11 protein-coding genes are annotated in these 13,883 nt (G+C 48.6%); 10 read left to right on the top strand and 1 reads right to left on the bottom strand.

The features are described from left to right. Nucleotides 1–172 precede the first annotated feature (172 nt). The 8 genes from ACQSGY_RS14485 (at nt 173) to ACQSGY_RS14450 (ending at nt 9,302) form a co-directional block, all read left to right on the top strand. On the top strand, nt 173–2,146 hold the full coding sequence (locus ACQSGY_RS14485) for a peptidoglycan D,D-transpeptidase FtsI family protein (protein ID WP_427052402.1): 1,974 nt from the start codon (nt 173–175) through the stop codon (nt 2,144–2,146). A 277-nt stretch (nt 2,147–2,423) separates the two neighbouring features. Then, nucleotides 2,424–3,365 carry a metal ABC transporter solute-binding protein, Zn/Mn family gene (locus ACQSGY_RS14480; protein ID WP_427052447.1) on the top strand — a complete coding sequence of 314 codons (942 nt, stop codon included), beginning with the start codon at nt 2,424–2,426 and terminating at the stop codon, nt 3,363–3,365. Between the two features lie 29 nt (nt 3,366–3,394). Then, nucleotides 3,395–4,240 carry a metal ABC transporter ATP-binding protein gene (locus ACQSGY_RS14475; RefSeq protein ID WP_427052401.1) on the top strand — a complete coding sequence of 282 codons (846 nt, stop codon included), beginning with the start codon at nt 3,395–3,397 and terminating at the stop codon, nt 4,238–4,240. Nucleotides 4,241–4,243: 3 nt separating this feature from the next. Next, nucleotides 4,244–5,203 carry a metal ABC transporter permease gene (locus tag ACQSGY_RS14470; RefSeq protein ID WP_427052400.1) on the top strand — a complete coding sequence of 320 codons (960 nt, stop codon included), beginning with the start codon at nt 4,244–4,246 and terminating at the stop codon, nt 5,201–5,203. Beyond that, nucleotides 5,204–6,076, top strand: coding sequence for a metal ABC transporter permease (locus ACQSGY_RS14465; RefSeq protein WP_184182861.1), 873 nt, complete (start codon nt 5,204–5,206; stop codon nt 6,074–6,076). A gap of 286 nt (nt 6,077–6,362) precedes the next feature. Then, nucleotides 6,363–7,112 carry a Cof-type HAD-IIB family hydrolase gene (locus tag ACQSGY_RS14460; RefSeq protein WP_427052399.1) on the top strand — a complete coding sequence of 250 codons (750 nt, stop codon included), beginning with the start codon at nt 6,363–6,365 and terminating at the stop codon, nt 7,110–7,112. A gap of 54 nt (nt 7,113–7,166) precedes the next feature. Continuing rightward, a complete protein-coding gene (locus ACQSGY_RS14455; RefSeq protein WP_111269559.1) occupies nt 7,167–7,607 on the top strand; it encodes a DUF456 domain-containing protein in 441 nt (146 codons plus the stop codon). Nucleotides 7,608–7,673: 66 nt separating this feature from the next. Continuing rightward, the gene (locus ACQSGY_RS14450) at nt 7,674–9,302 is read left to right on the top strand and encodes a putative polysaccharide biosynthesis protein (protein ID WP_427052398.1); all 1,629 of its coding nucleotides are present in this window, start codon (nt 7,674–7,676) and stop codon (nt 9,300–9,302) included. A gap of 260 nt (nt 9,303–9,562) precedes the next feature. Here ACQSGY_RS14450 and ACQSGY_RS14445 read toward each other — a convergent pair whose 3' ends face one another. Beyond that, entirely contained in the window at nt 9,563–10,852 is a 1,290-nt protein-coding gene (locus ACQSGY_RS14445) for a DUF2515 family protein (RefSeq protein ID WP_427052397.1), read from the bottom strand. Between the two features lie 142 nt (nt 10,853–10,994). Here ACQSGY_RS14445 and ACQSGY_RS14440 point away from each other — a divergent pair, with 142 nt between their 5' ends. Both ACQSGY_RS14440 and ACQSGY_RS14435 read left to right on the top strand, forming a co-directional pair. Further along, nucleotides 10,995–11,339 (top strand): thioredoxin family protein, encoded by a 345-nt coding sequence (locus ACQSGY_RS14440; RefSeq protein WP_427052396.1) that lies wholly within the window; start codon nt 10,995–10,997, stop codon nt 11,337–11,339. 1,482 nt (nt 11,340–12,821) lie between these two features. Further along, the gene (locus ACQSGY_RS14435) at nt 12,822–13,709 is read left to right on the top strand and encodes a COX15/CtaA family protein (RefSeq protein ID WP_253299361.1); all 888 of its coding nucleotides are present in this window, start codon (nt 12,822–12,824) and stop codon (nt 13,707–13,709) included. Nucleotides 13,710–13,883 lie beyond the last annotated feature (174 nt).

The raw sequence follows: 13,883 nt of genomic DNA, 5'->3' as shown, positions 1-13,883 counted from the left end.
TTGTCATATGAAGCTCATTACGAAAATGTAACCAAAAATAGAAAGACGTTACAGTAAGCTTTTGATAAACTTATAAAGAAGATTGATGCTGTTTTGCATCTGTAATGTCATTTTAACTTGGATATCTATTTTGTCTTTTACCATCTTACAAAGAACGGAGAGAACAGCATCTATGTTCAAACGATTCAAGAACAAACCGCCGAATGAAGACGAGCGCTCGGTTAACAAACCTTCCACAGCCAGACTGAACCTGTTTTTTTTCGCGGCATTTGTTATATTCAGTATCCTCATTTTCCGGCTGGCGTTTGTGCAGTTTGTCGAGGGGCCTGAGTTGACGTATATGGAGTCTACCCGCAATACAAAGGATATTCCGCTTGCTCCAGTACGTGGTCCGATCTATGATGCGACCGGTAAAGTGGCGCTTGCTTATTCGGAGCCAGTACAGTCCCTGTATGTTCTCTTATATGAAGATTATCGCAATGACGATCGCAGGCAGGAAGCAGAGGAACTGGCACAAGAGCTGGCAGATATATTCAAACGCTTCAATCCGGGAGATGAGAAGCAGCCCGATGCGGAGGAGATTATTAAACGACTGGATCTGGATCACCAGAAGACATTCGGTTATGTGCCAAGACTGGTTAAGTCCGATCTGACGACCCAGGAAATTGCTTTTTTTATGGAGAAAAAAGCAGAGTATCCCGGCATCATGGTTCTGGAAGAAAATGTGCGCCGATATGACCCGGACCGGGTGGCTGTGCAGGTTATTGGTTATACACGGGAATTTAAGGGAGCAGGCGCATTGAGGCAATACAAAACGATCATAGAGCAATCGGCTTCGCAACGTGATCCAGGATTGGTGTATTCACAGGACGAGAGGGTCGGATTCGATGGTCTGGAGCTGCAATATCAGCAGGAGCTTCGCGGAAGAAGCGGATATCAATCCATTGATATTGACTCTCGGAATTTGCCTACAGGCGCAATGGAGTTGACTCCACCAGAGAAGGGGTACAGTCTGATTTCCACGATCAACAAGGATGTTCAGCTTGCGGCACAAAAAGCCATTACGGATGAATTACGAAAGCTTCCAAAGGCGATTACGGGTTATGCTGTAGCTATGGAAGTCGACACAGGTAATGTGGTCGCCATGGCGAGTATGCCAGACTATGACCCGAATGATTGGGACTATGACAAAATCAAATTTGTATTCCGCAATGGAACGACAGAGTCTTTTCTGCCTAATGATAAGAAGCCGCGTCACGCCGAATCCGTGGTGTTGCTGGGATCGGTTATTAAACCGCTCAGCGTGCTTATCGGGTTGAAGGAAGGATTGTTCACTGCAGGACAGACGTATCATGATAAGGGTTATGCTGTACTCGGCAAAGATGGTCGGCAAGTGAGAAACTCACACTCGGCGTACAATGGAAACATTACTGCGCGGAGAGCCATCGAAAAATCATCTAATGCATTCATGATTGATATGGTAGGCAAGCAGTTGTTAAGAAAATACGGTGGAGACAAGGGTGTTGATAAATGGGACGAATACATGAAGAGTTTTGGTTTAGGTGTGTCCACTGGCATTGATCTGCCTAATGAATTTCTTGGCCGTTTGGAGTACAGAGAGGGAGAGGAGCATGAAAGTGCTCTGACACGTCTGGCGTTTGCGTCCTTTGGTCAGCAGGCGAAATATACGACGATGCAGCTGGCCCAATACACAACAATGCTGGCGAACAAGGGCAAACGAATGGAGCCTCACCTGGTGAAGGAGATTCGGGATGCAAACGGCAATGTGGTGAAGAAATTCACGCCTAAAGTACTTAATGAGGTGAAGTTTGCGGATGAACACTGGAACGAGGTGCATAAGGGCATGGTAACCAAAGTAAGCTCTTTTGATGGATTCCCGTATGATTTCGCCAGAAAAACAGGAACATCCGAGCAAGGAACCGGGCCGAATAAAAAGGAGAACGGTGTGTTTATCGCTTTTGCACCACGAGATAATCCCAAGCTGGCTGTAGCGGTAGTCGTACCGGAAGGTGGATTTGGTTCGGTCAGCGCTTCACCGATCGCACGCAAAATCTTTGATGCGTATGATGAGGTGTATGGCCTTGACGGCATCCCTAAGGGCAAGAAGGATCAAGAAAAAGAGTAAAAGCAAGTAGAATTCACACTTGTAGCTTTTTTGTACAATTTCGTGTGTATCTTCAAGGTAAAGAGGCCTGTTGATCTGGTCTGAAAATTTTAATCTCATATCCTTATGGACAGGCAAGGGAAATTATCCCTTGCCTTTTGTTTTGTCATCGGATAAAATTTGCACAAGGGAAACATTATTAGACGAGTTTAAAAATTAACGCCTTGTACAAGTTAATTAGTTATGGACAAATATTTTAGCGTAGGGAAAGGAGAGATGTAGCTTGATTAAGGTGAAGATGAGGGGCATTCATCGAGGTTTGATGACATTGGCATGTGTTGTGCTGATTATCGTACCGACCGCTTGTTCTGGTACTACGGGTGAGGGTGAGGATGACGGAGGGAAGGTTCAAGTGACTGCCACTACAGGTATGATTGCGGATGTCGCACGAGAAGTAGGCGGAGCGTATGTTGAGGTTACCGGTTTGATGGGGCCAGGGGTGGACCCGCATCTGTACAAAGCATCCCAGGGGGATATTCGCAAGCTGGAGCAAGCGGAGGTGATTTTCTATAACGGTCTGCATCTGGAAGGTAAAATGACCAGCATCCTGGAGAAAATGTCCACAAGCAAGCTGGTGACCGCAGTGGCCGAGAGAATTCCGACAGGGGAGCTGCATTCCGGTCAAGCGACAGGCGGAACGGAGTATGATCCGCATGTCTGGTTTAACGTCAAACACTGGATGCGCGCAGCAGAAGCTGTCCGCGACACACTTATAGAAGCGGACCCGGACCATACGGAGCAGTATACAGCTCAAGCTGAGCGTTATCTTGAGAAGCTGGATGCACTGGATACAGAAGTACGGGAGAAAATCGGACAGATTCCCGAGGCAAGCCGTGTGCTGGTTACAGCACATGACGCATTCGGCTATTTCGGCCAAGCCTACGGGATCAAAGTGATGGGGCTTCAGGGCATCAGTACCGCTGCTGAATATGGAGCCAAAGATGTAAGTGAGCTGCGGGATTTTCTTGTAGAAAATCAGATCAAAGCGGTATTTATTGAATCCAGTGTACCTGCGAAAGCGATGGAAGCGATCATTGCTGGAGCCGCTGAGAAGGGCCATACCGTCAGCATTGGCGGGGAATTGTTCTCGGATGCAATGGGGGCTGAGGGAACGGAAGAGGGCACCTATATCGGAATGGTTCGGCATAATGTCGAAACCATTGCAACGGCTCTAAAATAATATTCAACCTGGAAAAGGGAAGTGAATGAATGATGAATGGCATGAATGAGATGAATGCCGCAAGTCAGGAGGCAGAGCGTGTGGATCATAAGTGGCATGGAGAAGCCGTAAGGGAAGCAAACACGGCGGTTACTCCTCTTCGAGTAAGAAACCTGGCGGTGGCTTATCATAAGAAACCGGTGCTCAGCAACGTATCCTTTGATGTGCCTGAAGGGCAGCTGATCGGTATTCTTGGACCGAACGGAGCGGGCAAGTCAACGTTGATCAAAGCTGTGCTGGGGCTTGTGCCGAAGATGCACGGTGACATAGAAATTTTTGGACGTTCATACCGTGAAACACGGCGGCGTATCGGATATGTGCCACAAAGGGAGTCTGTGGATTGGGATTTTCCGACTCACGCCCTGGACGTAGTTATGATGGGCAGATATGGACATCTGGGCTGGTTTCGCCGCCCGGGCAAAAGGGAGAAGGAACTTGCTGCTCATTGTCTTGAACAGGTGGGCATGGGAGATTACATGTACCGTCAGATCAGCCAACTGTCGGGTGGACAGCAGCAGCGTGTATTTCTCGCCAGAGCTTTGGTGCAGGATGCAGACCTGTATTTCATGGATGAACCGTTTGCAGGGGTGGACGCTACAACGGAGAAAGCCATTATCTCGCTGCTGGAACAGCTGAAAAAGCAGGGCAAAACGGTACTGGTTGTTCATCACGATCTGGCTACGGTAGAAGAATACTTCGATCATGTATTGCTGCTCAATGGGCGTCTGGTTGCGGCTGGACCAACCAATGAAGTATTTGTGCCGGATACATTACAGGAGACCTATGGAGGCCGGATTGCAATGATCGGCAGCCCGACGGAGAAAGGACAGGTGTAAGTAATGGGGAACTGGCTGCTTTCCATTCTGTCTGATCCGAATACCCGCTGGATTTTGCTCGGCTGTTTATTGCTTGGCTTCAGCAGCGGCATTATCGGCTCGTTCACTTTTCTTCGTCGTCAAAGTCTGATGGGGGATACACTTGCACACGCGGCACTGCCTGGAATCTGTATTGCATTTATGCTGACAGAAACCAAATCGATCGGATGGTTTCTGTTGGGTGCGCTGGTAGCAGGCATTGTGGCGACTTTCGGCATTTCATGGATCACCCGCTTCTCAAGGATCAAGCAGGATACGGCAATGGGCATCGTATTAACTGTATTTTTCGGAATCGGTGTGGTGATGCTGACACGAATCCAGCACAGTGCCAGCGGGAGTCAGAGCGGGCTCGACAAGTACCTGTTCGGTCAAGCCGCATCCATGGTGCAGACCGATGTGTATGTTATGGGCGGAGTATGTCTTGTACTGCTGATTGCCTGCCTTGTCTGGTTTAAAGAATTCAAGCTTGTCAGCTTTGATCCGGGCTTTGCAAGAGGTATGGGACTGCCTGTAGGAGCTCTGGAACAATTCATTCTGCTGCTCACGGTTATTGCTGTTGTCGCGGGCATTCAAGCGGTGGGGGTGGTGCTGGTTGCAGCGCTGCTAGTTACTCCAGCGGCAGCGGCAAGGTGCTGGACGGATTCGCTTGCGCTTATGGTGCTGTTGGCAGGACTGTTCGGTGCACTAAGCGGTGCCGCAGGCACATTGTTCAGCACACTTGTCCCCAACCTGCCAACAGGACCGGTCACAGTGCTCGCGGCTACGGTGCTGTTCGCCGGGTCAGCGCTGCTCGCACCAAGACGTGGACTGCTTGCTCGCAAGCTGCGCAGCATTCAGGCGAGATCTGAATATTTGCGCGAAGAGCATGCATCGCTTCAGACACTGTCTGCTCAGGGCAAGATGCAGGAACGGGGGGAGATGTAAATGGCCACATTCTGGATTATTTTAACGGCAGTATTAGTGTCCTCTGCTTGTGCCATTCTTGGATGTTTCCTGATCCTGCGGCGGATGGCTCTGGTCGGAGATGCCATCAGCCATGCGGTATTGCCCGGAATTGCGATTGCTTTTCTATGGAGCGGCTCCAGAGACTCCCTGTGGATGCTGCTTGGTGCAACGGTGTTTGGGTTACTGACGGTATTTTTCATTCAAAGCCTTCAGGCGGGAGGGCTGTCCTCGGATGCTTCCATTGGCATTGTATTCACTGCACTCTTCGCCGCAGGTGTTATTCTGATCAGTCTGAACGCTCAGCATATTGATCTGGATCTGGACTGTGTATTATTCGGAGAGATTGCTTATGTACAATGGGATACGCTAACGTTGTGGGGAATGGATGTGGGGCCTAGAGCGGTGTGGATGCTGGGCATTACCCTGCTAGTCATTCTTGTCGTTGTGGGACTGTTCTATAAACAATTCAAGCTGTGTGCGTTTGATCCGGCTCTGGCAGCGGCTTGCGGCATCCCGGTGGTACTGTTCCATTATGTGCTGATGGGGCTGGTGTCCATGACATCGGTGGCTTCTTTTGAAAGTGTTGGCTCCATTCTTGTGGTTGGCATGTTGATTGTACCTGCGGCTGCCGCTTATCTGCTCACGGATCAGCTCGGCAAAATGATTGTGTACGCTGTCCTGATTGGAGCGGCTTCCTCTGTTGGCGGTTATCTGATGGCGTATGTGATGGATGCTTCGATAGCAGGATGCATGGTGGCTGTTGCAGGTATACTGTTTGTGCTTGCGCTGCTGTTATCACCAAAACATGGAATTGTGCTTCGTTATGTACGTCGTAAATATGCGGCAAGGTGAGGCCGGATGGACAGAATCCGTAAAAGACCGTCTGCAGCAGTGAACTTCATCCCAATGGATAGAAACAACTACCCATTGGAGGTGCAGTTCACGGCAGGCGGTTTTTGATGTTTTATTTTTCGGAAACGAAGCGTCAAAGCGCCGAATACAGGTTACTTTGTTGCATATGCATGTTCTGTGGTAAAATGTCGTTAGCTGTGACGTCCGGGGGGAGTCTGCCATTGGCGGGTACCGGGCGATCTTGTTGTTTTAATGGAGAGAGAAATACTGGAGGAGGATTTACAGCATGAGTGAACTGAAATACAAGCTGCTCGCCCTGGATATGGACGGTACGCTGCTGAATGATAATCATGAAATTACACAGGAGACGGCCAAATGGATACAGATTGCAATCCGTCGCGGGGTACATGTGTGCCTGTCTACAGGAAGAGCGGTATATCACGCCATGCCTTATGCGGTACAGCTTGCATTGGAGACTCCGATGGTAACGGTTAACGGCAGTGAGGTCTGGAAAGCGCCGCATGAGCTGCATATGCGCCATCTGATGGACCCGTCCTTGATTCGCAAGATGTATGAGATCGGTGAGAAATATAACAGCTGGTACTGGGCATACTCCGTGGAGGAACTGTTTAATCGTGATCGTTGGACGGATGATCTTGAAGAACGGGAATGGCTGAAGTTTGGCTTCACCACCGAGGATGATGAGATTCGTCATCAGATTATGACGGAGCTGCAGGAGATGGGCGGTCTGCAAATGACGAATTCCTCCCCTGTGAACATTGAGGTGAACCCGGAGAATGTATCCAAAGCGACCGGTGTAGCCGAAGTGTGCAAGCTGCTGGGCATCGACATGTCGGAAGTGGTTGCTGTAGGTGACAGTCTGAACGATCTTGCCGTGATTGAAGCGGTAGGTCTGGGTGTTGCCATGGGTAATGCACAGGAGCAGGTGAAGCAGGCAGCGGATATGATTATTGGAAATAACAATGAGGACGGCATTGCCCACCTGATTCGTGAACATATTTTGAAGGGGGAATAACCTTTGCTTGCAACCGTTGGCTGGATTTTAATTGTACTGCTCTTTGCGGTAGGCATGGCTGGCACGGTATATCCGATTCTGCCGGGTGCGATTGCGATTTTCTTCGCGTTTCTGGTCTACGGCTGGTTTTTCAGCTTTGATCCGTTCGGTGTGTGGTTCTGGATCATTCAGGTTCTGATTGTTGTTGTACTGTTCGTGGCGGATTACGTGGTCAGTGCTTGGGGTGTAAAAAGGTTCGGCGGCTCCAAGCTATCCACAACGCTGAGTACAATCGGGGTCATTATCGGGCCATTTGTCATCCCGGCCTTTGGACTTGTTCTCGGCCCCTTTCTTGGCGCATTTATCGGGGAATTAATCGGAGGCTCTTCCCCTTCCAAGGCATCCAAGGTTGGATTCGGCTCTGTTGTCGGGCTGTTTACAAGCACAGTGATGAAAATTATTTTGCAGCTGGTGATGATTGTGTTATTCATTATTTGGGTGGTCCGATTCGCCTAGAATGTCAGGTTAGCTAGCTTAGGGCCCGAGAGAGGTCCGGTGTGGGGGAAAGAAGGGGAATTCGTTTTGTCTAAGAAAGAAACATTTATTAAAGGTACGCTCATTTTGGCGGCCGCCGCACTGATTGCAAGGGTGCTTGGTCTGGTGCAGCGCGTGCCGCTGGAGCATATCCTCGGAGATATCGGTAACGCATCCTTTACGATCTCCAATACGGTTTATTTAATGCTGTTAACTGTTGCAACCGCAGGTATCCCGAGTACGCTGAGTAAAATGGTTTCGGAACGCTACGCGCTCGGACGTGCGGGGGAAGCGCAGCAGATTTACCGCGCTGCCTTGATCTTTGCGGCAGTGGCCGGTGTGGTCATGTCTGTGCTGTTATGGTTAGCGGCACCTTTCTATGCAACCAACATTTCCAAAGTGCCAGAATCTGTGAGTGCCATTCGGGCGCTGGCTCCCGCCTTGCTGCTCTTCCCGGCAATAGCCATGATGCGTGGGTACTTCCAAGGACGCGGCAATATGACTGCGGGCGGCATATCGCAGATTGTGGAGCAGTTCGCGCGTGTAGGTACAGCCATTGTTGTAGCATATGTGATGCTGCAGTGGAATTACGATGATCAGACCATTGCCGCGGGCGCGTCCTTCGGGGGTGTGTTTGGCAGTATCGGGGCGTTTGCCGTCATGCTGTATTTCACATTAAAGCTGCGCAAGAATGATCGTGCGGCACAGCTGAATTATGAGCGGGCAGAACAGCTGCCGATGCGGGGCATTTATGCTGATATTTTCAAATTATCGATTCCGATTGTGTTGTCTTCCCTTGCGGTTCCGGCAATCAACTTTATTGACTCCTCCCTTGTTGTTCCGCTGCTCAGTGGACGGATCGGACTGGAGGAGGCGACTGGCGTACTGGCGATTCTCGGGGCAAAGGCACAAAGTATTGCAGGCATTCCTCCGATTCTGGCGATTGCACTGAGCCAGTCTCTGGTACCTGTGATTTCGGCGGCTTTTGCCCGCAAGGATGAGCTGCATCTGAAAAACCAGGTTACGCTGGCTATGCGTATTTCCATCTTGACGGGCATGCCCATTGTGATCGCGCTGTGTGCAGCTGCTTATTCGGTAAACGGTTTGCTGTTCACGAGTCCGGATGGAACGCCGATTATTGCGCTGCTGACGTTCGGTACCATCTTCCAGATTACGATGATGACTACCAACTCGATCCTGCTGGGGGTAGGTAAACCGCGGATTACCATGATCAGCGTAGCGGCGGGTATTATCGTCAAGCTGATTGCGAGTCTTATTCTGGCGCCGCTGTTTGGCATCTATGGCATCATCATCGCAACGGCCCTCTGTTTCCTGGTGATTACGTATCTGAACCTGCGCGTGCTGCGCAAAATTGTAGATTTCTCTATTATGGGCGATCGCTGGCTGGGCTTCATTGTTACGGCGCTTCTCGCGGCAGCGGTCGGTTTTGCAGCCAATTGGAGCGGAAATCAGATTTTTGGTGCGTTCCTCCCTGCACGTGTATCATTCTTGTTAACCTGTATGGTTGTAGGCGTGCTGGTCGTAGTGGTGTACCTTGTTCTGATGGTGGTGCTTCGCGTACTGCGCAAGGACGAGCTGGGCAGTTATCCACGGATTCTGCAAAAAATTCTCCGTCCGCTCATGCGTCTGCAACGCGGCGCCGGACAACGGGGATGAGAGATAAGAAAAGAAAAGATAAGATAAACAAAGCGCTGTTCGCTCCTGTAGCGAATTGCGCTTTGTTTATTTTGTGGGTTTTGAGTTTTTTAAGTTCTGTGTGTTTATACGTTGTTGAAAGTTCTGAAAGATGATCTGAAAATTTTGTGATTTCTAAAAGTTTCTGAAACTTATGTGCGTTTTGTTGGTTTGCAGGATTTTGTTTGTAGATTTTGCTGATGCAGGTGGGCACCGAGAATAGTGTTTAGGTCTAAACAGTACTAGTGGGTAATCTGCTGTACATCATGAGCCAGGGCGGTTTTCAGCATGCCGTACCGATGCTCATGACTCATCTCGAACAGCCATGGCCTGCGGGGCGCCGTCAGGTATCCGAGGCAATCTCTTGTCTGGAGCCAATCCTGTCTCGTAATCGGTTCATACGGTGTATCTCCCCAAACGGCAAGCAGCTCAGGTGAATACAAACGCTGTCCTTCCGGCAGCCATTCCTCGTTCAGCAAAGCTTCAGCATACAGCTTGTGATCCTGTGGTCCAGCATGGTGTGTCGTGAACAGTCCGGGCCAATATTCAGCACGTGAACCTCTGTGAGGTATGGCGCGTGCGAATTCCAGTACCTGCTGGAGCACCTGTTCTACACCGAATAACAGCGCATACAGGCTTTTGCCGAACTGGATACGCTCATTGATTTTGCCGAAATGCTCAATGACCCGCCCGGTGAGTCCTGCTCCTTGTCCAAGAGGGAAAACGATGTGATTCAGTCCGGCCAGATTGTGCAGATGAAAAGCAGGCTTGGAGAGCACTTCTTTTTGAAAATATGGATGTTGTACAACTCTGCTCTCGATATAATTCTGCTCATTAATAATTAAGGCAACACTTAATATAGAGCTGCATCGTTCCAGCCAGAATCGCTCCCAGAACGGGGTCATAAACGCCGAGACGTGAAAATGGGATAATAGATGAAAGCAGCTTCGTCCAAGCCGCCGACTGTGTATATAGAGCTGCAACTGGGGATAGGCATCCTGGAAAATGAGGGCATTGCATCGCTCCAGCAAGCGGTACATATGCTCACGATCCTGCTGATTCTGCAGATTATGCATCAGATCACTATGCAAATCTGTCATGTGGTACCCGCCGTTGCGGGACACCATATGCGCCAGCAGTGCCCAGTGCAGTTCGGGGTACTGCTCGTAACATTCCAGATACGCTGCTGTGCGCGTCACGTTACTGCGATTATGCTGTTGTGTCAGCGTTTTGATGTCCTCAAGGATGATGCAATCCTCCTCGCACACGAGCGTACTGTTCGCCTGAATGCTGCGGGATGGCGATATGCCGCCAGTTCCAGGTAACAGCCGTTCAACCTCGGCGTGCAGAGCAGCCGCTGTATCCGAGTTCCAGCCCAGATCGCGCAGAGGATGTCGAAGCAATGAGGACGCCTGCCAGGCGGCCTGTTTGCCGCGCCATACTTCACGGGCCGCTCCGGGAATTGATCTAACAATCTGCAAAAACGAAGCAGGGTGATGTGTTTCGGTCGTGTCACTTCTGGTGGAAGTCATGAATGGAACATCCTTTCATGAAAAATGGTGTTTGATATATCAGGACTTGTGGTTATTCTAAGTATGCGCTGAACATTTGACTTCCAATCGCCAATTTGCTTCACTAAGATGGAGACAAAGGTACAGAAAGGGAGATGTGACTATGGAACAAATTACATCCAAGCCGGAATTTGATGTGGCGATTCAATCGCCGCGTTTGACGGTAGCCGTATTCAAGGCAGACTGGTGCGGGGATTGCAAATACATCGATCCATTTATGCCAGAGGTAGAAACGAAGTATTCACGTGATCTGACACTGATTGAAGTAGACGTGGATCAGGTTGGCCCGGTAAGTCAGGAACAGAATGTTTTGGGCATTCCGAGCTTTGTTGCCTATACAGATGGACGGGAACTGGTACGTTATGTGAACAAGCTGCGCAAGTCGCGTGAAGAGATTGAACAATTTCTGGATCGCGCCGTTGAGGTATACAACACGATACACAAGTAAGGGTAGGCGGCGCGATTGTAACTGCGTTTCGTTGTCACATGATGCGAAGCCGCTATAAGGATAACCATCCCAGCACGCGGTGCCCTGTCTCATGACAAGGTGGTCAGCAAGGAATTGATTTTGCAGATGCAGGGCATACTGTGAACAAGTTTCTCAAACTCAGGGCTGTCGGTTGAGCCGTAATCTGGCTTAAGACAGCCTTTTTCTGCTTAGTTAGGCATGTTGTGGGTGTAAATTGTAATTGATTTCCATTAAATCACAAGTTTGCGATTCAAACCATTTGGAGAACGGCACTAATGAGTTACTGGGGGAGGGCAATGGTGAGGGAATGGGTGAACGGTGTGGTGCAGCTTTTTCGGCGAGTTCCGTTACTCTAACGAATCCCAGAAACGCTATTTGGCCCAAATTACATGTTTTTATTTTGTAACGATCTCAGGAAAGCTTATTTCGGGAATTTCATGTGAAATGGGATGTATTTAGCGGGTTTTAATTGAAATAAGGTTTCTGGGGATCGTTAGAATCTAAGAAAGCTCTATTTTGCTTAAATAAGCTCATCTGGGATCGTTACAATAAAAGGGTGAAAATTAGGCACATCATAGGCACATCCTAGGCATGTCATAGGCACGTCAGAGACACTAAGAACACCGAGAATGCGGTAAAACGTCGCAAATATCCAAACATTGAAAACTTCACTGAACCATCCATCGAAGACAACGAAAACATCACGCAATCGGTAATGTTGAATACAACCGAATACAACACAACCGAACACGACCTAACTCAATATGTCGTTTTAATCAGGTTCCTATATATCGTTTAAATGAAGATTCGGCGTTTACGCGGTTGTCAATGTTTATTGTCTTCGTTCTCTAATTCCTGAATTGCTGTGTTTTTTGATGTTATCGATGTTACCTGTGTTTTGTATCCGGTCTTACAAATGGGGGAATCGGAGATCCTTATGATCTGTTCTCATAAAGTTTCACATCCAGAAAGCAGGAAAGCCTTACAGAAGAAACAAAAGAAGCGCTGCACAATACAGAACAAGCAAAGCACCACAAAACACCGCACAATAAAGTACTGAACAAGCAAAACACCGCTAATTGCTACACAATAACGAAACGAACAAACAAAACACTGCACACCTAAGCGTTACATAATAAAAACTAACATAAAAAATCCTAAAGAAGAAATACATAAATAAATTACACAACAAAGCTATCCACCAGCCGGAAGGCCCTAATATGACTATCGGGTCAAAATTTTAACAGACGTTAACATTTTGTCACAAAGCACGGCGTCAATGATGCTTTTATCCGTTATAATAAATTTAGTTGTGAAATTAGTGTCAAAGTACAGAATAAAATATCAAACGAACGATCATGAAGCGAAGATGCTCTTCGCCATCTTAAACTAACAGCGGGTGAGAAAAAATTGAAGCACTTAACATTGTTTAAATGGTTGACCGTATTAACCTGTCTTATTATGTTTCTGGCCACTTTTGGCGGCGGGATCGTAACCAAAACTGAATCAGGCCTTGGATGTGGTAATGAATGGCCTTTATGTAACGGAAAGCTCGTTCCTGCACATACTGTGGCCTCGCTCATTGAATACTCCCACCGTGCCGTGAGTGCATTGGCGGGCCTGCTGTCCATCGCTTCGTTTGTTGCCTTTTTGCGATTTGGCAAGCAGCGTCGTGATCTGCAGCTTTTCTCATTTCTGACCCTAGTATTTGTCATTATACAGGGGATTATGGGCGCTTTTGCCGTGGTATTCTCACAATCCTCTGCAGTCATGGCGCTTCACTTCGGATTTGCGTTAATTGCGTTTGCAAGCTCCTTAATGATGGCTCTCGGTATTCGGCAGGAAGCCAGGTACGGCGGTCTCGAACGACTGAACAGATATCCACGTGTCAGCAAAGGCTTCCGCAATCTGGTCTGGTTCTCAACCATTTACACATATCTGGTCGTGTATACAGGGGCATTTGTGAGTCATACAAACTCTGCTGGAGGTTGTTCCGGGTTCCCGCTATGTAATGGACAGATCGTTCCTGAGCTTTCGGGAGGGGTAGCTGTAGCATTTGCTCACCGTCTTGCTGCGGCATCGTTAGTGATTGTCATTGCAATTCTGGGACATTTTGCGTATCGCAAACATCCGGATAATCGGGAGCTGCGTACGCTGGGTGTGTTATCCGTAATATTGATTTTGATGCAAGTGGTTATCGGTATGTTTATGATGTGGACGATTAACCGCCCAGAGGTGTATATGTTTGTAGCACTCGCACATATGCTGGATATCGCTATATTATTCGGTGTGCTGACGTATATGAGCTTCCTGGTGTACAAACTGTATCGCCCGGTAAATCGCTTCTAAACTGAAGCAGCTGTCTATCTTAGAAAAGAATTCAGTTCCTGCACTTTTAACCCTGCACTTGCAGCCAGGCTGCACTATATTTGGAAAGTCCACCCTTCGGTGATACAGATTACTGGAGCAGGTGGACTTTTGTTTTTGTTTGATGTTTGAATCAACAGGGCAACCTAAACCAAG

It is taken from the genome of Paenibacillus sp. TC-CSREp1 (genome assembly GCF_050171015.1).
Classification (GTDB): Bacteria; Bacillota; Bacilli; order Paenibacillales; family Paenibacillaceae; genus Paenibacillus; species Paenibacillus silvae.
The sequence above is the reverse complement of the archived record's forward strand: the minus strand, read 5'-3'. Positions and strand labels throughout refer to the sequence as shown.